Below are 19,077 nucleotides of genomic sequence, written 5' to 3'. Positions count from 1 at the left end.
CCTGCACAAAGATGCTTGCTATGGCTTGCGCAATTTAATACCCCATGAGGCAAGAAAATCGTAATTTCCTTTCTCGCACGAGGTCCAGATGAGCTTTCGCATCCAACCCGCCGCCCCCGCGCGCCCCAACCGTTGCCAGTTGTTCGGACCGGGATCAAACACCAAGCTGTTCCCGAAAATGGCCGCGTCGGCCGCAGACGTAATCAACCTCGACCTTGAGGACTCGGTCGCGCCGTCGGACAAGGACGCCGCGCGCGCAAATGTGATCGAAGCGCTGAACACCGTCGATTGGGGCAACAAATACATGTCCGTGCGCATCAACGGACTGGACACACCCTATTGGTACCGCGATGTGGTGGACTTGCTGGAACAAGCCGGCGACCGGCTGGATCAGATCATGATCCCCAAGGTCGGCTGCGCGGCAGATGTCTACGCCGTAGACGCGCTGGTCACCGCCATCGAGCGCGCCAAGGGCCGTACAAAGCCCGTCAGCTTTGAGGTCATCATCGAATCCGCAGCTGGCGTCGCCCATGTCGAAGAAATCGCGGCCTCGTCTCCGCGCATGCAAGCGATGAGCCTGGGTGCAGCAGATTTTGCAGCCTCGATGGGGATGCAGACCACCGGTATCGGCGGCACGCAGGAAAACTATTACATGCTGCGCGAAGGTGAAAAACACTGGTCCGACCCGTGGCATTGGGCGCAGGCTGCCATTGTTGCTGCATGCCGGACACATGGCGTTCTGCCCGTGGACGGACCCTTTGGCGACTTCTCAGACGACGAAGGTTACATCGCGCAAGCGAAACGTTCGGCTACCTTGGGTATGGTCGGAAAATGGGCGATCCACCCCAAGCAGATCGCGTTGGCCAATCAGGTCTTCACTCCGTCGGATGAAGCCGTGTCCGAGGCACGCGAAATCCTGGCTGCGATGGAGCAGGCCAAAGCCAATGGCGAAGGCGCAACCGTTTACAAGGGCCGTCTGGTCGACATCGCATCGATCAAACAGGCCGAGGTGATCGTGGCGCAGGCCGAATTGATTGCCGCGAACTGATCTAATTGAATAAGGCGCCCTTAGGGGCGCCTTATTTGGGCCTAACGGCCAAAGACGTCGTTAGGCGTCCATGTAAAACGCTCACCTTTTTTCCCTGATTTCATCATCAGGCAAGATGTACCGAGCTTCTGAAAATAGATTATCTTCAGCGGATACCAACCCGCCTTCGGCACCTCTACTTCGGTTCGTTGATTGGCCTCACACCCCTGAATACTATTGACTTTGCCGATCTGCTGCCCGCCAACCCAGGCATCGATCCCATCGTTTGACCATGTCTCCAACTCGTAAACCCCCGGTGAGTCAAAGCGCATGTAACCGGTGATTTCTGCAGCGACGTTATAGTGGTGGTCGAATGTCAAAACATCCTCGCCCTCGTTTGTATCCCTATAATCCAAACCGATCAGCGGCTGCCCCGGCTGAGCCTTAGGCAACAACTGCTTGGCATGAGTGAGGTTGCGGATTTTGCGCTGTGTACCAGTTCCCACATATTTTACATTCAATCCCGCTTTTGGATTGGGTTGCGGACTGGCGGGCTGTAATTTGAGCGGCGCGGCCACTGCTGAACTGGCGATAAACGCCGCAGCTGCTATCAGCGCTCCAATGCGAACAAATTTCATTATCTTCTCCCTGTGTGTGGCCTGTTGGGGTTGTTCCCCTTCGATCAGGTCCTTGAGAAGACACTAGGCTGTGAAAATTCACCCGGCAAGCCGGTTGAAGATCACAATTCCAACGTCAGGCGCGCATATCTTTGGGTGAGTCCATCACCACATAAGACGTGATCGACGTCACATGCGGCAGTGTTCCCAGAACTTCGGTGTGGAATGTCTTGTACGAAGGTAAGTCCGCGCATTCCACGCGCAACAGGTATTCGATGGTCCCCGTGATATTGTGGCATTCGACCACTTCCGGCACACGTTGAAGGGCGCGTTCGAACCCTTCCTGTGCGGCTTTGGTGTGTTCACCCAGCCCAACGCCGATATAGGCGACGAATCCGACACCAATCTCGGATGGGTTCAGGACTGCGCGGTAGCCCGAGATTACACCCGAACGCTCAAGCTCCTGCACGCGGCGCAGGCAGGCAGAAGGAGACAACCCCACCCGGTCCGCCAGATCCAGATTACTGATGCGGCCGTCTTGCGAAAGTTCTCGCAATATTTGCTGATTTATGTGGTCAATTTTCGCCATTGATTGTGATATTAACGAGATCGCGCATTAAAACGCAATTTCATTTGTTCGGTTTGCAGCAATTATCCAACTTATGACCTACGATATCCTTCTGGCCCTGATCGCCTTTGCTTTTGTCTCGTCCATTACACCTGGACCCAACAACCTGATGCTGATGGCGTCTGGTGCCAACTTCGGATTTCGCAAGAGCATCCCGCACATGCTGGGGATCGGGCTTGGGTTTACCTTCATGGTACTATTGGTCGGCACCGGGCTGGTGCAGCTATTCGACAGATATCCGATCAGCTACACGGTGCTGAAATTCGCCTCTGTTGCATATCTTCTGTTCCTTGCTTGGAAAATCGCACATGCCGCCCCGGCGAAGGGGCAAAACACGACAGGCACGCCGATGACGTTCCTGCAGGCAGCAGCCTTTCAGTGGGTCAACCCAAAGGCCTGGGCCATGGCCCTGACAGCCACAACCGCCTACACACCTGATCAGACCCTTCAGGCGATCATTGTGGTGGCCCTTGTTTTCGGAGCAGTCAATCTGCCCTCGGTCAGCACATGGACCGTTCTGGGCCAGCAAATGGCGCGCATCCTGACGAACCCGCGCCGGTTGATGGTGTTCAACTGGACAATGGCGGCTTTGCTCGTCGGCTCGCTCTACCCGGTTCTATACCCGAACTGAGCAATTTCAGCGGCAGGTCTTCAGCCTGATTTCCATGACTGTGGGCCAAAACACTCAGAACGCGGTCTTCATCGGCATCCTTTCTATTTGCCTACCTGCGGATTCATATTCCGCAGCTACAAATCTTACTGAATTCACATCGGACCACACACGTAAGAATGTTACACTGGGCGTATAACTCACGAGACCAACAGACTTCCTAACATGGTAAATGAGGACCGATATGAACAATCCATCTCGCCCGCTCCGCCAAGTCCTGTTTGCCGCCATCCTTGCCACAATTCCGGCTATTGCGCAGGCCGATGACGTCCAGACACAAACCATGATTTCTGAACGTGTCAGCCAGCATAACCCGGCGCCCGAAGCCTATATCAAGGATCGCCCAATCCTGGGTTGGCAGCTGACCAGCGATGACTTCGACGCCATCCCCGACGCGATCCGCGAAAACCTCGGTTCGGTTGATGGCACCAGTTACGATCAGGCTTACCTGACCGAGAACGTCGGCTCGATCATTGCGCTGCAGTTCCGCAAGGATGGCCCGGACTTCTACATCATCGGCAAGAGCACTTATGATGCCGCCTACGAGCTTGTTTCGTTGGACGATGTCGCAGCCAAAAACACACGCTTGATCGAGCGGCTGGATATGGCCCCTGCGGTCAAGGCGATGTTCGAAGACCAAACTCCAGGCATAGTCGGAGCGCTCAAAACGACCCCGGTGGAAATGCTGCGCATGTCTGATCTGGGTTATGCAACAGGTGAAGCCCTGACTATCCAAGCGCCATGGGGTGAACAGACTAAACCGGAAGGCGCGGACGCATTTCTGGTCTGGGACGGCGGCGAAAACCAGTACTACATGGTGAACGCAGACGATGACGGCCTGCCGTCCAGCTATGTACCCGTCCAGTGACCTAAACCGGCGTGGCCCCGAACCACGCCCCGCTTTACCTTGTGTTGCATTCCTCTGACAGCAAGTTCATATAGCAATGAACTTCCGCGTTGAGAGGCGTCATGACCCAGTATCTGGATTTCGAAAAACCCCTGGCCGAGATTGAAGGCAAGGCCGAGGAATTGCGCGCGCTGGCCCGCGCCAACGAAGAGATGGACGTGGCCGAAGAAGCCGCCGCGCTGGATGCCAAGGCCGCCAAGTTGCTGGATGAGCTTTATGGCGATCTGACCCCATGGCGGAAATGTCAGGTCGCACGTCACCCCGAACGCCCCCATTGCCAGGATTACGTAGCCGAGCTGTTTACTGAATTCACGCCACTGGCTGGTGATCGCAACTTTGCTGACGATCTGGCTGTGATCGGCGGTCTGGCGCGTTTCGATGATCAGCCTGTCATGGTGATCGGACACGAAAAAGGCTCGGATACCAAATCGCGGATTGAACGAAATTTCGGCATGGCCCGACCCGAGGGGTATCGCAAGGCTGTGCGCCTGATGGAAATGGCCGGACGTTTCGGTCTGCCTGTCATCACCCTGATTGACACGGCCGGCGCATATCCAGGCAAAGGTGCCGAGGAACGCGGCCAGTCCGAGGCCATCGCACGGTCGACCGAGATGTGCCTGAAGATCGGCGTGCCCTTGGTGTCTGTGATCATCGGCGAAGGTGGTTCAGGCGGCGCAGTAGCGTTTGCCACGGCAAACCGCGTCGCGATGCTGGAACATTCGGTCTATTCGGTGATCTCGCCCGAAGGCTGCGCGTCGATCTTGTGGAAAGACTCGGAGAAAATGCGTGAGGCCGCCGAAGCCCTGCGCCTGACCGCACAAGACCTGCAAAAGCTGGGCGTCTGCGATCACATCATCACCGAACCCAAGGGCGGCGCGCATCGCGACCGCGCCGCAACGGTCGACTCTGTACGCGGCGCTATTGCTGCTATGCTGAAAGAGCTGGATGGCAAGGATGCGGCAGCCCTTATCAAGGACCGCCGTCAAAAATTCCTGGATATCGGCTCGAAGGGGTTGGCGGCCTAAAGCGTCAGCCACCGAGCTGGCGCAACAAAGCCGCCGAAGGTTCCCCGGTTACGGCCAAGCCACTGGCGCGTTGATACGCGCTGATGGCAGATTTCGTGTTGTTGCCGATAACCCCATCCGCGCCCTGCGTGTCGTACCCTGCGGATGTCAGGCGGCGCTGCAGCTCTTTGCGATCCTCAAGCGTCAACCCGGTCGCATCGGGCCCGAACGAGGCCTGAAATGGCGCACCACCAGCGATCCGGTCAGACAAATGTCCAACGCCGATCGCGTAGCTGTCCGAGTTATTATAGCGCTTGATCACCTGGAAATTGCGGAACACCGCAATGCGCGGCCCCGGCGTTTGCGGCTGTAACACCGCGACAGGTGTTCCCGAAACAGTGCCAGCTTCGCCACCCCATGGCTGTCCGCTCACCCAGCCAGCCCGCGCCAGATAGGCGGCGGTCGAGGCCAAAGAGTCCGTGGGATCCTCGGACCAGATGTCCCGACGGCCATCACCGGTGAAATCCACCGCATAAGCCAAGTAAGACGTCGGAATGAACTGCGTATGCCCCATCGCCCCGGCCCAGCTGCCGGTCATGTTCGCGGGCGTTGTATCGCCCTCTTGAATGATCTTCAGGGCAGCGATCAGCTGTTTTTCAAAAAACGCGCCGCGACGGCCGTCATAAGCCAGGGTCGACACTGCCGACACCACCGGCACGTCCCCCCGGCGAGATCCATAACGGCTTTCCAGGCCCCAGACGGCAACGATAACCTCTTTATCGACGCCGTACTTTGCCTCGATCTCTGACAGGGTTCCTGCATGGCGCACCAGCATCTGCTTGCCGGTTGCGATCCTTTCATCAGAAGCTGCAATCGCCAGATAATCCTCAAGCGAGCGTTTGAATTCGACCTGATTGCGATCTCGTTCGATCACGCCCGGCAGGTACCCCGCCCCCTGAAAGGCCCGGTTGATGGTGGTTTGAGAAATACCTTGCGAGGCCGCGCGGGACTTAAAGCCGGCAACCCAGGCGTCATAGCCTGCGTTGGGGACGGCCCGCATCCGCGTTGCCGGGGCGCTGGTTGGCGTGCCACCGGAACAGGCGGCCAAAAACGTTGACCCAAGTCCAACTGAAAATAGGCGTCGATTGATCATGTCTGAAATCTGCTCTTGTTGTGATTTGGGTCAGAGTATCGCAGACCAGGTGCGCAAGCTAGTTCTGCGGTGCTTGGAAACGGCAACCCGATCACTTCGGCGACAAGCCGCTTAACTGACCAGCATCCGCAGCCCCTGCGTCACATCCGACCGTACAGCCAGCCTCAATCCGGGCTCATCCCCCGCCTTCAACGCAGCGATGATCAGCTTGTGATAATGCGGCGGTTCTGTCCGCCGCAACCGCCCATAGAGCGCCCGCATTGTTGGCCCTAGCTGAAGCCATACCGTTTCCACAATGGCCAGCATCGCCGGAGCCTGAGCACGCAGATACAGCGTGCGATGGAATTCCAGGTTCGACCGGATGTAACCGACGGCATCCCGTTTGGTGACCATTTCCGCGACGGTCATGTTGATGCTCTGCAATCGGTCGATCAGGGCCATATGTGCACGGGGCAATGCGCGACTGGCCAGTTCGACTTCTAGCAGTGCACGCAGGGCTGCCAGCTCTTCGATACGGTCATTGGTCAGCTCGGGCGTGGACACCCGACCCGAAGAAGACAGGAACAGCGCCCCTTCGGCCACCAGTCGCCGCACCGCTTCGCGCGCAGGCGTCATTGAGACATCAAATTCCTTGCCGATGCCGCGCAGGGTCAACGCCTGCCCGGGCGCTATGTCGCCGTGCATAATACGTGAGCGCAGGGCTCGATAGACCAGATCATGAGCTGCGGGTTGGGTGTCGGTTGGGCGAGCGCTTAACATATCCCCATGTGATCACAAATTGCCGCGCGGTCAACTCGTCGCGCTATCAAATCTATACTGGTGAAGCTGCGCCCCGTTGTCGCGCAGCCAGCGCCTTTGGGCTTTGCAGTCACCAAACAGGCGCTCGACCTGCGCCCAGAACGCGGTGGAATGGTTCATTTCGGCCAGATGTGCGACCTCATGCGCGGCGACATAATGAAGGATGTCCGATGGCGCGAGGATCAGGCGCCACGAAAACATCAGACCACCAGTCGAACTGCACGATCCCCAACGAGACCGCGTATCGCGCAAGGTCAGGCTGGAATAAGGTCGGCCCAGCATTGCCGCATAATCGTCGCAGGCCTCGGTCAGGCGATCCCGCGCCAGTTCCTTTAGGAACCGTGCCAATCGCCGAGCTTCGGCCCCTTTGGGGATTGCAACCTCTGCGTCCCGCAGCAGAACGCGTCGGCCCTCTGCCGGTACGATTCGCCTCTCTTTGCCTTCAATGGGGATTGATTGCCCGAATCCCACGGACAATGGGTTGGGTCTGTCCTCAAGATGCTCACGGATCCAGTTTTCCTTGACCTTGGCGAAATTCAGCGCCTCGGATTCTGCGACACCTTTAGGGTAGGTCAGTGTAACCCGCCCATCCAATTGAGAAATTCGCAAGCTGATACGCCGCGCCCTGGCCGATTTGCGCAGCGTAAGCGGCACCGGCGGTTTTCCGGGCAATGCGTGGTCCCCCATGTGCCTGTTTCTCCTGCTCAAAGGCTTTGACAGTGCCCGCTGCATGTGGCACGTGACCTGAATCATTACTACGACTCACCTGATATCAAGGGGATCTGAAATGCCCAAGGAAGAATGGGGTGTAAAACGCGTTTGCCCGACCACCGGTAAGCGGTTTTACGACCTGAACAAGAACCCGATCGTCAGCCCCTACACCGGCGAGATCGTGGAGCTTGAAACCGGCAAGAGCCGGATGATCGCCGCAGATGCGGAAGATGCCGCGTCGGCAAAAGCACGCGAAAATGCGTCGGAAGAAGATCTGGTTCTGGACGATGACGACAGTGTCGACGTCGAGCTGGACGATGATCTGCTGGATGATGATGACGACAGCAGTGACGACGTTTCGCTGGACGAAATCACCGATATGCCAGCAGAAGAAGAAAGCTAAAACCGGTCCGGGGCGGCCGTTGCGCCGCCTCAAACTACCCCCGGATGCGAGGCAGAATCTTTTCCGCATAATCCATTTTTGGACTTGCGCTCATTGCCGTCGTCTCATAAACGTCCGTCCACCGCTACAGCGGTACCTGGAAGGGGCCTTAGCTCAGTTGGGAGAGCGCTTGCATGGCATGCAAGAGGTCAGGGGTTCGACTCCCCTAGGCTCCACCAAACTCCAGCAACACAACTAGATGCAAGCATTCGAGCGGTGTGACACACAGGTGTGACACAAAATGAAGCAGCATGCGTATCTCTCACTGTCCAGACACGGCATTTATTACTCCCGTTGGCCCCTAACCATTGTCGTTTCAAAGCCCGTTCTCATCAAAGAGTGTGATTTCCGGTTTTTCCACAATCGCCCCACAGTTAGCGGCCCCGCTTTCCTCAACCATCTTACTCAGCTGGGTTAGGTGCCTCGCGGGCGTGCCGAACTTGGCCGCAAATCGCCAATCCCATGGCGATCAGGGCCAAACATGCAGTGGCTGTAAAGGTCATCGAAAAAGCATGTGCAATATCCGCAACCGGAGCATTCGCAGTATCTCCCGTCCCGACTATGGCAACAAACAGTGTGGATATAGCAGAAGCACCCGTCATCAGACCCAAATTCCGCGAGAGCCCTAGGAGGCCAGAGAGTCGGCCACGCTGTTCCCTGGCAGCGTGGATCAGAACTGCTGTGTTGTTGGCGGCAAGAAAAAGTTGAAAGCCAGGCGTCAGCATGATGAGTGAGATCAAATAGCCGCCGACTCCGAAGTATCGCGGCAGGTATGCCAAGCACAGCAGACCAAACGTGGTCTGCACAAGGCCGATGATCATCGCGCGATCTGCGCCAACCCGATCTGTTACCCAACCGGCCGGAACACCGAAGAGCGCGGCGACCAATGGCCCCACCGCCATAACCAAACCAATGGCTGCATCGTTCAATCCCAGAGAAAAAGCTAGATAGAACGGACCAACAACCAAAGTTGACATCATGATTGCACTGACCAGCAGGTTCATCAAAAGCCCGATACTTGTTCTCTGGTCGCGGAGCAATTTCATGGGCACCAGTGGAGAGGCCACACGGGCTTCGACCATCCCAAACACGACGATTGCGATCAAAACAGTGAAAATAAGCACGCCCGGAGACAACGGAATGCTTGATGCCCCACCGCTGGTTGCCACCGCGTAGGCTGAGAGAGCTATCACCAACACAAAGGTTCCCGGAAAATCCAACTCTCGGAAAGATACGGTCCTCCGTTCGCAATCGCGCATGATAGAGGCGACAGACAGACAAAGCGTGACACTGGCGAACCCGGCAAGAAACCAGAATGCCATGCGCCAGTTGCCCATAGCAAGTAGCACACCACCCAGCGAGGGGCCCAATGCAGTCCCGGCAGCGGAAGTCGTCCCGAGCAACCCCATCGCTGTGCCCAACCTCTCTGTCGGGACGAGATCACGTGCGATAGACATCGGAAGCGCGATCAGGATCGCTCCGCCAAGCCCCTGCAACGCCCGTCCAGCGATCAACAAGCTGAGGCTCGGAGCCGTCGCGCTTAATACTGACGCTGCTATAAAAACGATGAGACCTAAAACCAGCAAGCGACGATGGCCGAATAGATCGCCAAGCCGTCCGGCCGATACAACGGCGATGGTCACTGATGTGAGATAAGCCAGCATGACCCATTGCACCTCCGACACTGTCGCGGAGAAGCTGTGTGCCAGTGTCGGAAGCAGTACCGCCGCTATACTGATTCCCAATGAGGCGGTCAGTGTCGCCGCAGCGAGGGCAATCAGGATGGGAGTGGGATTTTGTGCCTGTATCGCATCGGTCATCGTAAATTCTCTTGTCTCGTGTACCAGTGAGAAGTTACTCTGCCACTTCAAGTCAACTTAAGGTCAACCATGAAACTTCTTGATATCGGTGTCTTGTCAAAAAGGAGCGGCGTCCCGCCCTCAACACTGCGCTATTATGAGGAAATTGGACTGATCCAGTCGGCTGCAAGGAATGGCCTGCGGCGGCAGTTTGAGACCTTGGCGTTGACGCAACTCGCCTTGATCTCTTTAGGAAAAATGGCAGGATTCTCGCTTACTGAGATCAGGGGCATGTTCGCCAAAGATGGAACACCGAAATTACCTCGCCCCGAATTACACCTACGGGCAGACACTCTCGACGAACAAATCCGAGGCCTGACCCGGCTTCGGGATGCGCTCCGTCATGTGGCAGATTGCCCGGCAGAGACCCATATGGACTGCCCGAAGTTCAAACGCCTCATGGAGTTTGCGTCGCGCTCCGCCGCTGCTCGAAAGTGATAGGAGCGCCAGCGAAGGCTGCCTGCAACCCGCCAAGCAACAGGAAGGTCTTTTGCTGCGATCTGACGAATGGGATAGCTTTGCACGGACCTATACTTCGGTGATGAGACATATGATTTGATCCTGAACTAAAATCCGGCGTTTGGTTTCGGCCCAAAGCGGACCTTCATATTGATCGCAAGTGCTGCGGTGCGGCTTCGCCAAACCACTTACTCGGTGCACGCCCGAGTGTCGCATCCCTATGGATGGCAGCAACACGCAACGGAGCCTGTCAGGAAATTTTCTCAACAACAGCAAAATAATCAATGCTTAGATTAAACATAGGGAAAGGGCCGAAACACAGTTAGAAGTAGTTAAATCGGATAGAATTTCTCAAGAGGCGAAGAACACGCCCGAACCGGATAGGTCTGTTGATTTGATACCGACAATTACCTTTGTGGCCATTGGAGCAGTCGTTCTTTTAGGATTACTGTTCGCTCCGTTTTCACAAACCGCGATTTGGCGCGCCACAGTTACCCCACTCGCCTCAATCATCGGGAGTGGTTTTCTGGTTTCCGCCCCTCTGCTTGCCCGGGAGTTCGGGGGCTTTGCTGCGCTTGCGATGGCGCTGTTAATTCTGGTGGCAATGCTGATTGGATGGACAATTCGCTACAACATCAGAGTTGTCGAACCGCAATTGGCAGCTGACAAGGATCATGTTCTGCATTCGATTGAGCAACTCAGTCATATTGTTCTCGCATTTGCCTACTTCATTTCCGTTTCCTATTATCTTGCCCTTCTCGGGCACTTTGTCCTACAGGGCGCAAATATCGACCGGCCAGAGTTAGCAAAACCCATCGCGATAAGTCTTTTGATAGCAATTGGGCTATTAGGTTGGAGCGGTGGAGCGCAAAAAGTTGCCCGCGTTGAACGCTATGCGACAGCTTTAAATCTATCAGTGATAGCTGGTTTTCTTGCGGCTCTTGCGGTTTTTGCATTCGGGAAGATCGTCGGGCCAGGCGACTTTCTGTCAGCTGCTGGCAAATTCGAGCTTAAGTCACTTCCTGTTCTTCTCGGGTTGCTGATTGTTGTGCAGGGATTTGAAACGACAAGGTTCATGGGCGAGGAATTTGATGCGCAGACCAGAATTAAGGCGATGTGGAATGCGCAGTTGCTCTCCGGGGTTATTTACATTGTCTTCTTCATACTCCTTTCGCCGCTGCTGATAGATCTGTCTCAGGGAGAGGGAGTTGCTGCTGTTATATCTGTCTCGGCTTTGGTCGCGGGCATACTGCCGATTTCTTTGACAATTGCTGCGACAGCCAGCCAATTTAGCGCATCTGTTGCAGACAGTATTGGGGATGCCGGCCTGATCGGCGAGATCACTCATGATCGCGTAAACCCCAGCCACGCCTATGGTTTAATTGCGCTGGTTGGAATCGGCATTCTGTGGTCGACTGATGTTGACCAGGTAATTGCCTTGGCAAGCCGTGCCTTTGCCTTGTTTTATGCCCTTCAATGCCTGGTCGCATTTGAAGCTGCACGTAAGCGTAAGGGTGACGAGAAAAAAGCCGCTGCCTTTTTGGCCCTAAGTGTTGTTTCCGGAGCGGTTTTTATTTTTGGGGTTCCTGCTGGTTGAATAGGATTGCACCAAGGAATGGAAAACCGAACGCTTTCAACACTCGGTTATGTCAGAACGAAGCCGGCTTCGCCTCCTCGCTTAGATCAACTGAAGTGGCGTTAAAGGTTCGCAGACCCTGGAAATTTGACCCGATAGCGCCCAGAACACCAATTGAGGTGACGGCTAGGTGCAGAACGCCTAACCTATGAAAGAAATTATTCTTGTTTCCAGTTTCTTGGGGTCAATTCAGAAACAGATTTCAAAAAGCGCCATGTTCTATTGAGGAAAACGCAATAAAGGAGAGGGAAATGACCACTGAAGACCAACTTTGGGCAACAGAAGAGCGGCTGTGGTTAAACGGTTTCGATTCCGCACATTCAGAAATATCTGAAGATGCCGTGATGATCTTCCCGTACCCAGCGAAAATTCAACGCGGTACGACTGGTGCGCAAGGTACGGCAGGATGGCGGACGGTTCGAATGAGCGACCGACATTTCAATCAAAAAGGTGAGATTGCTGTTCTCGCATATCGGGTTTCAGCCGAGCGTCCTGACGCTCCGATTTACCATGCGCTATGTGCGTCGACCTATTTGAACGATGCAGGTATTTGGAAGCTCGTGTCACATCAGCAAACACCAGTCGACGATGAGGCGCCAGCGCAGCCCGAGCTTTGATAGATTGATACAAAGGATATTGTTCCGGCCGTCACACTGGGCCTGCAGTTGATCTCGGACACAACGCGGGAAGAAACCGTTAGTTGCGAGCTACATGCGTTACCGGTAAGGGCTACCGCACTTCTTCAGGATTTGGACCCGGCGTTGCTTTCCGCATGTTGTACGACTTGAAAACGCAACTGTTGCCCAAGTTGAATTCTCTGATTATCTGGTGGGTGAATACCAGATCGGCGAGCCCCAGGCGCGTTCCTGAATTGTGGCGGGGACTTCTTCCAACAAAGGAAGGCCAGAACGAACGGCATCATACGTCGACCACCTTGGTGTTGGAATCTCGATAGCACGTGCATAATAGAACGCGCCTTGCTCTGGGTCGAAACCGGGGTCAGTCCAACTGCCCATCAATGTTGGGGCGCCAATGTCGTTCGTATACAGTGCAGTTTTCAGATCGACAGTATTGCCCACCGAAGGAAGTTTGCCATCTGCGGCGATCTCGCGATCGCCGGACCAGGCCACGTCAATGATCTCTTCGTGGATCTCGCCCGTTGCGTCGACCCAGCCCTTGATGATTTGGATGCGATCCAGATTGGCGCCGTCCGGGTCTTTTTGCGCATATACGGTGAAAGTGGGCGCTTTGTCTCCAATCAAATCACCACCCATCGGTACGCCGTTTTCATAGCCATCTTCCACCATCGCAACGGGGTCGGTCGGATTGCCCGCAAGGTCCGCGCCACCGAACATCCGCACTTTGACCCGAGGCCCGGATGTAGCGAAAGTTTCACGCCGTTTCATCGCGTCCCAAATCGAAGATCGGGTGTTTTCCTCGGCCCAGACACCAGCAAGTGAACCAATCGAAAGGTCGATGCCGTCGATCCAACCGCCAACCCCGCCCTTGCGACGTCGATCAACACTGCCATCTTCGGGACCGTGACCGCCGATAAAGTCATCTTCGGCCACATCTGACGTCAGGCCGTTATGGCTGTCAGTGCCGCCGATGAACCCATATTTGTAGGGATTTACGCCCAACTCCTGTTGGGCCGCCAGTCCCAGTTTTAACCCTTCGCGCACAAAGTCGCGCTTGTGGAAATACCGGTTTGAGTTTTTCTGGATGGAATTTGCGTTTTCGAAACCGGCGAACTCATCCGCCTGCCAGAATGCTTCGTGTACCTCAGAATTACCCTTGATCTGCATCATTTCGATTAGCGGCTCCCAAACCTGCCGAGTGCTGGCCCAGTCCTTGTCTGGAGCTTCGCCAAAACTGTTGAGTTCGGGAAACATCTGCTGCTTTGACGCGTTCGAATTATGCGGGATCGCCAAAAGGGTTGATCCATTGTCTTGTGCGTTTTGCAGCCAGTCCCAGAGGTCTTCGACCTTGTTGGAATCATAGCTGGACATCGGAAGGTCCGGGACCACGCTATCGCGGAAAATCACGTTGCGATGCATGTTGCCACCGTTCGGCGCTGCGGACCATTCAAAGGCAATCAAGGCGGTAAAACTGCCCGGATCATTGTGTTCCTCGGCGGCATCGATGATGATCTGCCAACCGGATTTGGTGGTCTCAGGCCCCTGATAGAAAGGTGGGTGGGTAGGATTTTCACCGCGATTGTTGGCGATGACGTACTTGTAGAACCAATCCTGTTTGTCTTTCAGCGTTTCCAAGCTGCGTAGTTGTTGCAGATCTTCCTGCTCGTATCCTGGTGCCTCGGGGAATATCGTCGAATACATCTCGCCCAAATATTCCACGTGATCGCTGACCGCTGCAAAATCGAGCGGGCGCGACAATTGTTTGTGACGTCCATTTACCAAGACTGACTCGCCCTTGGCAAAGCGCAGGCTGTCAGACGGCATCAGTCGTGCACCACCGATATATGCATCCAGCGACAGTGCCGTATGCATATGGGTCTCGCCAAAGTATGCGTTACGCATTGGGTTGGGTTCCGCCAACGCCATAGTCGAAAGCGCCAAGGTGGATGTCGCAATAATAAGTGTTTTCATCGGCTTCATCCTTCAGGTGTGTACCAAATTGGCGAGGTGTAGGCGCGCTCTTGCGTGATCATCTTGACTTCATCGGGCATGTCGACATCAAAGCGAACCGCATCATAGGCGGTCCAGCGTGGCGTCGGGATTTCGATAACACGAGCATAGTAGAATGCGTGCTGCGAGGGGTCGAACTCCGGATCAGTCCACACGGTACCCAGTTCAGCCCGGCCAATATCATTGGTCCAGCTTGGGATGCTCAGATCGACGGTATTTCCGACGGGTGGTAATTTATCGTCATCACCGGGCGTGCGATCACCGGCCCAAACCACGTCGTGGATTTTTTCATGGGTCTCGCCGTTTGCATCAACCCAGCCCTTGATAATCTGGATGCGGTCCAGGTTAGCGCCAATCGGATCACGCAGGGCGTAAACAAGGAAAGACGGTGCATCGCTACCCGCCAGATCGCCCCCCATCGGGACACCCTTGGAATAGCCGATCCGGGCCAACTCGCGGTGTTTGATGTCGTCGGCCACGAAGTCTCCGCCGAAGAACCGCACTGTGATGCGTGGGCCCGTGGTCGCATAGACCTCGCGCCGTTCCATCGCGTCAAAGATACCCGCCCGGGTGTTTTCAGTGGCCCAGACGGCCGTCGGACCCGGAGTGGCATATTGCCAACCCTTATAGGAAATTCCCAAATCCGCATTCCCTTTGGCCACCGAGGTGGCGCGGGTTTTTGACGGCTCCATCCAAGTGAATGCGCCAAAGAAGTTGTTGTCGAGCTGCGTGGTCAGCCCGGTGTGGATATCCGAACCACCCACAAAGCCCAACTTGAAGGGGTTGATCCCATCGGATTGATCAAAAGCCAGACCATTTTTTAGCGTATTGCGCACCATTTCCGTGGCGAGCATCTCAGGCGTTTTGGCTTCGGAGACATCCAGATTGGCCCAATCCCACCGTTCGTATTCTGCAAACTCATCTGTCGGGGACAGCATCGGATGGGTTTCGCTGTCTCCTTTAGTCTGGCCAATTTCAACCAGTTTTTCCCATTGCTGCCGGGTTTGCAGATACTCTCGGTCAAAAGGCGCGTTGTTGTTCAACGTGTCATTCAGCGCAAACATGATGCCGTTGCTGAGGTTCGGATTGTGCGGAATAGCAAGCACGTCCCCTCCGGTCTTGTCCTCATAGCTTTGCATCCATTTCCACAAATCGCGGGGATCCGGGCTGCCCATTGGAGGCGCCATCAGGAATGGAACCACTTGCAACGCCCTCTCAGGTCCATCGCGAAAGATGACATTGCGATGCAGGTTATTGCCTTCGGTCAACGAGGTCCATTCATAAGCGATCATCGCAGTAAAGACATGCGGGTCGTTGAATTCTTCTGCGGCCTGTACCAGATCGCGCCAGGTATTGTCATAGCCTGGCATCCCGGGTTGATACAGCAACGCCTGGCTCAACGTGCCCTGACTGAATTGCGCGATCAGGTCGATGCTGGCCTGTTTGGCCTCGTCACCGCCCTTTGCGAACGCTTCGTGAAACTTCTTGCCCTGTGTGTCCGCCATGATATTTGGCGCACCTTTTTTGATGTCAGTAATCACCCCCATACCATCGGTGTGTTCAGTCAGCATGTAAAAGTCGAAAGGACGCTCAAGCTTGACGGGTTGCCCGGTGTTCGACGTCACCTGCTCGCCCCGGGCGAACCGGTACATATCTCGCGGCATCAAAGTCGTGCCGCCGCCACCTGCGTCCGCCGACAATGCCGAATGGACATGCGTATCACCGAACAGGACCCTGGTCGGAAATCCCCGGTTGGCATTGGGAGAATAAGGCTGCCCCTTGAGGTCACCAGCCGCGTTGTCAGCCGAGGCCGTATCCTGCGCCAGCGCGGGTAACGTAAGTGACACCGCAAGTGCAGTTGCCAGAGTCAAATGCATGGTCATCTCAAACCCTTTCGTTCAAATATCCGCCCATCGTCTTTTCGGCACCAACAGCTTTGCTGTCAGGCCAATCGTGTCTTGTGGCCCGGTGCCGGTATCATAGAAATTACGCTCATAGATCAGCTGCCACTGAACCGGGACACCGCCGAGTTTGCTCAACTTCGAGACTTTCAGCCCAATCGGCCGGCTGGTGAATTGTGATCGGTCCCAATCGTATACAACAGTCATGTCAGATGTGCCGACCGACCAGCCCTGATCAAGCGTGTAGCTGACGATGGGTTGCAGAGTCGAAATGTTAACGTCCGGTCGCGTGTTGTCGCCGGCAACAGTCAGAATGTTCTGATTGAATAGCCCTGCAAGCCCCCACCCGGGCCGCGCCACGAAACCAAGCGCTGGCCCCAACCCCCATTTTTCGATGCTGACACCATCAGCACCCGTTGGCAGCAGGGCCACGACACCGATCCCATAACGGCCCCACGAACGGTCAAAGGCTGCCAGATTGAATAGGGTGGCATCGCCGATCCCGGTGTTGCCATTTGAGTTATACGTAACCGAGGGAAGCGTCAGGCGGGCAATGTTACTGATCCCCCCCAACTGAAACGGAATGGCGGCGCGAAACTGGGTAACGTTCAGTGCCCCGTTCGCGTTATGCGAAGAAGGTGAATAGAAATTCTGCAGTTGAAACGACATCAAGGACGCGGTCGGGTCGCTGGCTTGGCTGGCCAATGTCTGATTGTCCTGCTGTGCAATCGCAGAGGTCGGAATGACAGCCATCAGGACAATAGACAGAACACACCTCATCAGAACACCAATCCAACGGTCATCCAGACCTTGTCGCTTTCAAATCTACGTTTGGCCCCAAACTCCTTGATGTACTTTGCCTTGATTGAAATCGGCGTCTGGCCAACCTGGGTTGACCAGGTGACGATCGGGCCCAGCCCATAAACACTGGCCTCCAAACTATCAGCGCCAAGCAATTGTTTGATCCCATCCGCCCCGCTGCCGCTGTCATCACCGATCTGATGGTAGGCATATCCCGTTAGCCCAAGGGCAAGTTTGTTGGGCAAATGCCGCATGACCGCGCCTTCAAAATGCGCCTCGGGCGCGGTCTGATAGTCGGTTGCGTCGTTCTCGGCGCTGAAGGTGACGCCAAACGATCCTGAATACTCCCATCCCGTGGTCGGGTCGAACCAGGTCATCGACAGGGTTGGGTCAAATGCAAATCGGTTTTTTCCGGCATTCAGGGCGTCAATCGACCGGTTTGCGACGTTGATTTGCGTCGTCTGATAGTGGCCAGTGGGCAGAAAGAACTGTAAGGCCAATGTTGTGTGTAACTTGCCTTTGCTCCAGTTGAAGAGAGGCGAAAGAACGATATCACCAAAGGCATGTTCGCCGTCATCGTTGAGGGTTCCGGAAAACCCCGAGCTGAGGTCGCCAGAATACTGCCCGTTTGCCGAAACGTAGGGCAAATTGAAATTGAGGCCCAATCGCGCATTGCCCCACTGCGCGTCAAAAACATGTGTGAAATTGAATTTATAAGTAAACACCTCTACATCAGGGTCCGTCACGACCACACCGCCCGAAGCCATGCTGGGAGCGGTGCCGCTGAAATACACGAAATCATTATTTAGGTATGTTCCGGGAGGCGGTAGGATGCCCGACATGCTGTCACGGCTGCCAAGAAGATAGGTCTCGATACCTCCCTCTGCGGCTTGCACCTTTTGCGCGCACAAGAACACCGAAGCAGACAACGCAAGTAGCACTATTGTTGTCTTCAAATTCACTCTCCCAGATACAGAGCGCTTGTTCGCACGCTTTCAGATATGATAATCCAAAACGCGTGCGGAGATTGTCTTAAATTGGATATTTGATGCAGAAACCACCCAGAACAAACGAGATTCAGGCCTTAGTGGCGGCATCTCCCTGGCTTCGTGCGATAGATACACGTCTGGCTAACAGCCTGGTAAATTCAGGTCGCAGTGTGAGTGTCGAAAGTGGTGCGGGAATTTATGCACTCTCTGATCACGATCAATCCGTCTTTGCCGTGGTGTCAGGCGCTGTTGGAATTCAGTTGGACGATGGCCAATCAGGGATCGTGTTGGGCCATGTGTTCGGGCCCGGTGCCTGGTTTGGAGAGGCGGCGGCAATCACCGGCTTGCCCCGTCAGATTGGCGCGATTGCTCTGACAGATTGCCAGCTGCTTCGGGTCCCGTACGAGGCTTTGATCCAACTAGAGCAGGACGACCAACCGATATGGCGTGCACTTGGGGCACTGGCCGTCATAAATGGCGCACTTGCCATTCGCGTTGCCCGTGATCTTATGCTGGCGGATTCCAAACTGCGCAGCCTTACAATCCTGACCAGGATATCCGACGCTTTTGCACCGACCCGCGCCATACCCCTGACCCAACAGCATTTGGCTGAGATTTGTCGCTTGTCCCGAAGTGCCTTCGCCAAGCTGGTGGCAGAGCTGGAGGCCGACGGGTTGGTTCAGCGAAAATACGGCTCACTTGTGGTCGTCCCGCAATAATGGTCCCAGGCAAAGGAGCGCTCTTCCGGTTTTGTGATCAGCTTTGTAGCAGCCAACAAACTTACCAAACTCCGGAATACACAAGCTATTTCGCAAAGAGCCGCTGTT

At 55.4% G+C, this 19,077-nt stretch carries 19 protein-coding genes and 1 tRNA gene; 10 read left to right on the top strand and 10 right to left on the bottom strand.

All coding sequences use genetic code 11. The features are described 5' to 3' along the window. The first annotated feature begins 88 nt into the window (after positions 1 to 88). Positions 89 to 1,048, top strand: a complete 960-nt coding sequence (locus tag AC2FD9_RS13860; protein WP_058279015.1) for an L-malyl-CoA/beta-methylmalyl-CoA lyase — start codon at positions 89 to 91, stop codon at positions 1,046 to 1,048. 41 nt (positions 1,049 to 1,089) lie between these two features. Here AC2FD9_RS13860 and AC2FD9_RS13855 read toward each other — a convergent pair whose 3' ends face one another. Beyond that, positions 1,090 to 1,665, bottom strand: coding sequence for a PA14 domain-containing protein (locus tag AC2FD9_RS13855; RefSeq protein WP_282169958.1), 576 nt, complete (start codon positions 1,663 to 1,665; stop codon positions 1,090 to 1,092). A 115-nt stretch (positions 1,666 to 1,780) separates the two neighbouring features. After that, positions 1,781 to 2,233, bottom strand: a complete 453-nt coding sequence (locus AC2FD9_RS13850) for an Lrp/AsnC family transcriptional regulator (RefSeq protein ID WP_058273360.1) — start codon at positions 2,231 to 2,233, stop codon at positions 1,781 to 1,783. A gap of 73 nt (positions 2,234 to 2,306) precedes the next feature. Here AC2FD9_RS13850 and AC2FD9_RS13845 point away from each other — a divergent pair, with 73 nt between their 5' ends. The 3 genes from AC2FD9_RS13845 (at position 2,307) to AC2FD9_RS13835 (ending at position 4,874) form a co-directional block, all read left to right on the top strand. Next, entirely contained in the window at positions 2,307 to 2,903 is a 597-nt protein-coding gene (locus AC2FD9_RS13845) for a LysE family translocator (protein WP_109312213.1), read from the top strand. 223 nt (positions 2,904 to 3,126) lie between these two features. Beyond that, complete coding sequence (locus AC2FD9_RS13840; protein WP_282169959.1) at positions 3,127 to 3,810, top strand: hypothetical protein; 684 nt, start codon at positions 3,127 to 3,129, stop codon at positions 3,808 to 3,810. A 101-nt stretch (positions 3,811 to 3,911) separates the two neighbouring features. Continuing rightward, positions 3,912 to 4,874 (top strand): acetyl-CoA carboxylase carboxyltransferase subunit alpha, encoded by a 963-nt coding sequence (locus tag AC2FD9_RS13835; RefSeq protein WP_108861352.1) that lies wholly within the window; start codon positions 3,912 to 3,914, stop codon positions 4,872 to 4,874. A 4-nt stretch (positions 4,875 to 4,878) separates the two neighbouring features. Here AC2FD9_RS13835 and AC2FD9_RS13830 read toward each other — a convergent pair whose 3' ends face one another. From AC2FD9_RS13830 to AC2FD9_RS13820, 3 genes are all read right to left on the bottom strand, one after another. Further along, positions 4,879 to 6,006 carry a lytic murein transglycosylase gene (locus AC2FD9_RS13830; RefSeq protein WP_282153124.1) on the bottom strand — a complete coding sequence of 376 codons (1,128 nt, stop codon included), beginning with the start codon at positions 6,004 to 6,006 and terminating at the stop codon, positions 4,879 to 4,881. Between the two features lie 111 nt (positions 6,007 to 6,117). After that, entirely contained in the window at positions 6,118 to 6,765 is a 648-nt protein-coding gene (locus tag AC2FD9_RS13825; RefSeq protein WP_058279022.1) for a GntR family transcriptional regulator, read from the bottom strand. Positions 6,766 to 6,795: 30 nt separating this feature from the next. Further along, on the bottom strand, positions 6,796 to 7,491 hold the full coding sequence (locus AC2FD9_RS13820; protein ID WP_496837411.1) for a M48 family metallopeptidase: 696 nt from the start codon (positions 7,489 to 7,491) through the stop codon (positions 6,796 to 6,798). Between the two features lie 100 nt (positions 7,492 to 7,591). Between AC2FD9_RS13820 and AC2FD9_RS13815 the strand changes: the two genes are divergently transcribed. After that, positions 7,592 to 7,918: a TIGR02300 family protein gene (locus tag AC2FD9_RS13815; protein WP_108861356.1), complete on the top strand. Its 327-nt coding sequence runs from the start codon at positions 7,592 to 7,594 to the stop codon at positions 7,916 to 7,918. Between the two features lie 142 nt (positions 7,919 to 8,060). Further along, positions 8,061 to 8,136: transfer RNA gene (locus tag AC2FD9_RS13810), tRNA-Ala, on the top strand. 222 nt (positions 8,137 to 8,358) lie between these two features. Here AC2FD9_RS13810 and AC2FD9_RS13805 read toward each other — a convergent pair. Continuing rightward, entirely contained in the window at positions 8,359 to 9,777 is a 1,419-nt protein-coding gene (locus tag AC2FD9_RS13805; RefSeq protein ID WP_496837410.1) for an MFS transporter, read from the bottom strand. Between the two features lie 69 nt (positions 9,778 to 9,846). Between AC2FD9_RS13805 and AC2FD9_RS13800 the strand changes: the two genes are divergently transcribed. The 3 genes from AC2FD9_RS13800 (at position 9,847) to AC2FD9_RS13790 (ending at position 12,528) form a co-directional block, all read left to right on the top strand. Further along, the gene (locus AC2FD9_RS13800; protein WP_282120794.1) at positions 9,847 to 10,254 is read left to right on the top strand and encodes a helix-turn-helix domain-containing protein; all 408 of its coding nucleotides are present in this window, start codon (positions 9,847 to 9,849) and stop codon (positions 10,252 to 10,254) included. Between the two features lie 415 nt (positions 10,255 to 10,669). Further along, positions 10,670 to 11,872, top strand: a complete 1,203-nt coding sequence (locus AC2FD9_RS13795; protein ID WP_282169986.1) for an Aq_097 family APC-type transporter — start codon at positions 10,670 to 10,672, stop codon at positions 11,870 to 11,872. Positions 11,873 to 12,162: 290 nt separating this feature from the next. Continuing rightward, the gene (locus AC2FD9_RS13790; protein ID WP_282169987.1) at positions 12,163 to 12,528 is read left to right on the top strand and encodes a hypothetical protein; all 366 of its coding nucleotides are present in this window, start codon (positions 12,163 to 12,165) and stop codon (positions 12,526 to 12,528) included. Between the two features lie 204 nt (positions 12,529 to 12,732). On the opposite strand, the gene AC2FD9_RS13785 is transcribed toward AC2FD9_RS13790, so the two are convergent. The 4 genes from AC2FD9_RS13785 to AC2FD9_RS13770 are packed head-to-tail and all read right to left on the bottom strand — an operon-like array spanning position 12,733 to position 18,217. Further along, positions 12,733 to 14,520, bottom strand: coding sequence for a DUF3604 domain-containing protein (locus tag AC2FD9_RS13785; RefSeq protein ID WP_496837407.1), 1,788 nt, complete (start codon positions 14,518 to 14,520; stop codon positions 12,733 to 12,735). 5 nt (positions 14,521 to 14,525) lie between these two features. After that, entirely contained in the window at positions 14,526 to 16,442 is a 1,917-nt protein-coding gene (locus AC2FD9_RS13780; RefSeq protein WP_496837405.1) for a DUF3604 domain-containing protein, read from the bottom strand. Positions 16,443 to 16,457: 15 nt separating this feature from the next. Further along, a complete protein-coding gene (locus AC2FD9_RS13775; protein ID WP_496837403.1) occupies positions 16,458 to 17,213 on the bottom strand; it encodes a hypothetical protein in 756 nt (251 codons plus the stop codon). 26 nt (positions 17,214 to 17,239) lie between these two features. Next, entirely contained in the window at positions 17,240 to 18,217 is a 978-nt protein-coding gene (locus tag AC2FD9_RS13770) for a SphA family protein (RefSeq protein ID WP_496698430.1), read from the bottom strand. A 203-nt stretch (positions 18,218 to 18,420) separates the two neighbouring features. Between AC2FD9_RS13770 and AC2FD9_RS13765 the strand changes: the two genes are divergently transcribed. Next, positions 18,421 to 18,969 carry a Crp/Fnr family transcriptional regulator gene (locus AC2FD9_RS13765; RefSeq protein WP_496837401.1) on the top strand — a complete coding sequence of 183 codons (549 nt, stop codon included), beginning with the start codon at positions 18,421 to 18,423 and terminating at the stop codon, positions 18,967 to 18,969. Positions 18,970 to 19,077: the final 108 nt, after the last annotated feature.

Source organism: Ruegeria sp. YTSC230 (assembly GCF_059609665.1).
Note: the sequence above shows the minus strand (reverse complement) of the source record. Positions and strands in the feature narration are given on the sequence as shown.

Bases quoted from the DNA above. Each gene is read 5' to 3' on its own strand.
- AC2FD9_RS13805 (WP_496837410.1), bottom strand. From the start codon at position 9,777: ATGACCGATGCGATACAGGCACAAAATCCCACTCCCATCCTGATTGCC.
- AC2FD9_RS13820 (WP_496837411.1), bottom strand. From the start codon at position 7,491: ATGGGGGACCACGCATTGCCCGGAAAACCGCCGGTGCCGCTTACGCTG.
- AC2FD9_RS13845 (WP_109312213.1), top strand. From the start codon at position 2,307: ATGACCTACGATATCCTTCTGGCCCTGATCGCCTTTGCTTTTGTCTCG.
- AC2FD9_RS13850 (WP_058273360.1), bottom strand. From the start codon at position 2,233: ATGGCGAAAATTGACCACATAAATCAGCAAATATTGCGAGAACTTTCG.
- AC2FD9_RS13860 (WP_058279015.1), top strand. From the start codon at position 89: ATGAGCTTTCGCATCCAACCCGCCGCCCCCGCGCGCCCCAACCGTTGC.
- AC2FD9_RS13815 (WP_108861356.1), top strand. From the start codon at position 7,592: ATGCCCAAGGAAGAATGGGGTGTAAAACGCGTTTGCCCGACCACCGGT.
- AC2FD9_RS13800 (WP_282120794.1), top strand. From the start codon at position 9,847: ATGAAACTTCTTGATATCGGTGTCTTGTCAAAAAGGAGCGGCGTCCCG.
- AC2FD9_RS13780 (WP_496837405.1), bottom strand. From the start codon at position 16,442: ATGACCATGCATTTGACTCTGGCAACTGCACTTGCGGTGTCACTTACG.
- AC2FD9_RS13825 (WP_058279022.1), bottom strand. From the start codon at position 6,765: ATGTTAAGCGCTCGCCCAACCGACACCCAACCCGCAGCTCATGATCTG.
- AC2FD9_RS13785 (WP_496837407.1), bottom strand. From the start codon at position 14,520: ATGAAAACACTTATTATTGCGACATCCACCTTGGCGCTTTCGACTATG.
- AC2FD9_RS13855 (WP_282169958.1), bottom strand. From the start codon at position 1,665: ATGAAATTTGTTCGCATTGGAGCGCTGATAGCAGCTGCGGCGTTTATC.
- AC2FD9_RS13830 (WP_282153124.1), bottom strand. From the start codon at position 6,006: ATGATCAATCGACGCCTATTTTCAGTTGGACTTGGGTCAACGTTTTTG.
- AC2FD9_RS13790 (WP_282169987.1), top strand. From the start codon at position 12,163: ATGACCACTGAAGACCAACTTTGGGCAACAGAAGAGCGGCTGTGGTTA.
- AC2FD9_RS13835 (WP_108861352.1), top strand. From the start codon at position 3,912: ATGACCCAGTATCTGGATTTCGAAAAACCCCTGGCCGAGATTGAAGGC.
- AC2FD9_RS13775 (WP_496837403.1), bottom strand. From the start codon at position 17,213: ATGGCTGTCATTCCGACCTCTGCGATTGCACAGCAGGACAATCAGACA.
- AC2FD9_RS13840 (WP_282169959.1), top strand. From the start codon at position 3,127: ATGAACAATCCATCTCGCCCGCTCCGCCAAGTCCTGTTTGCCGCCATC.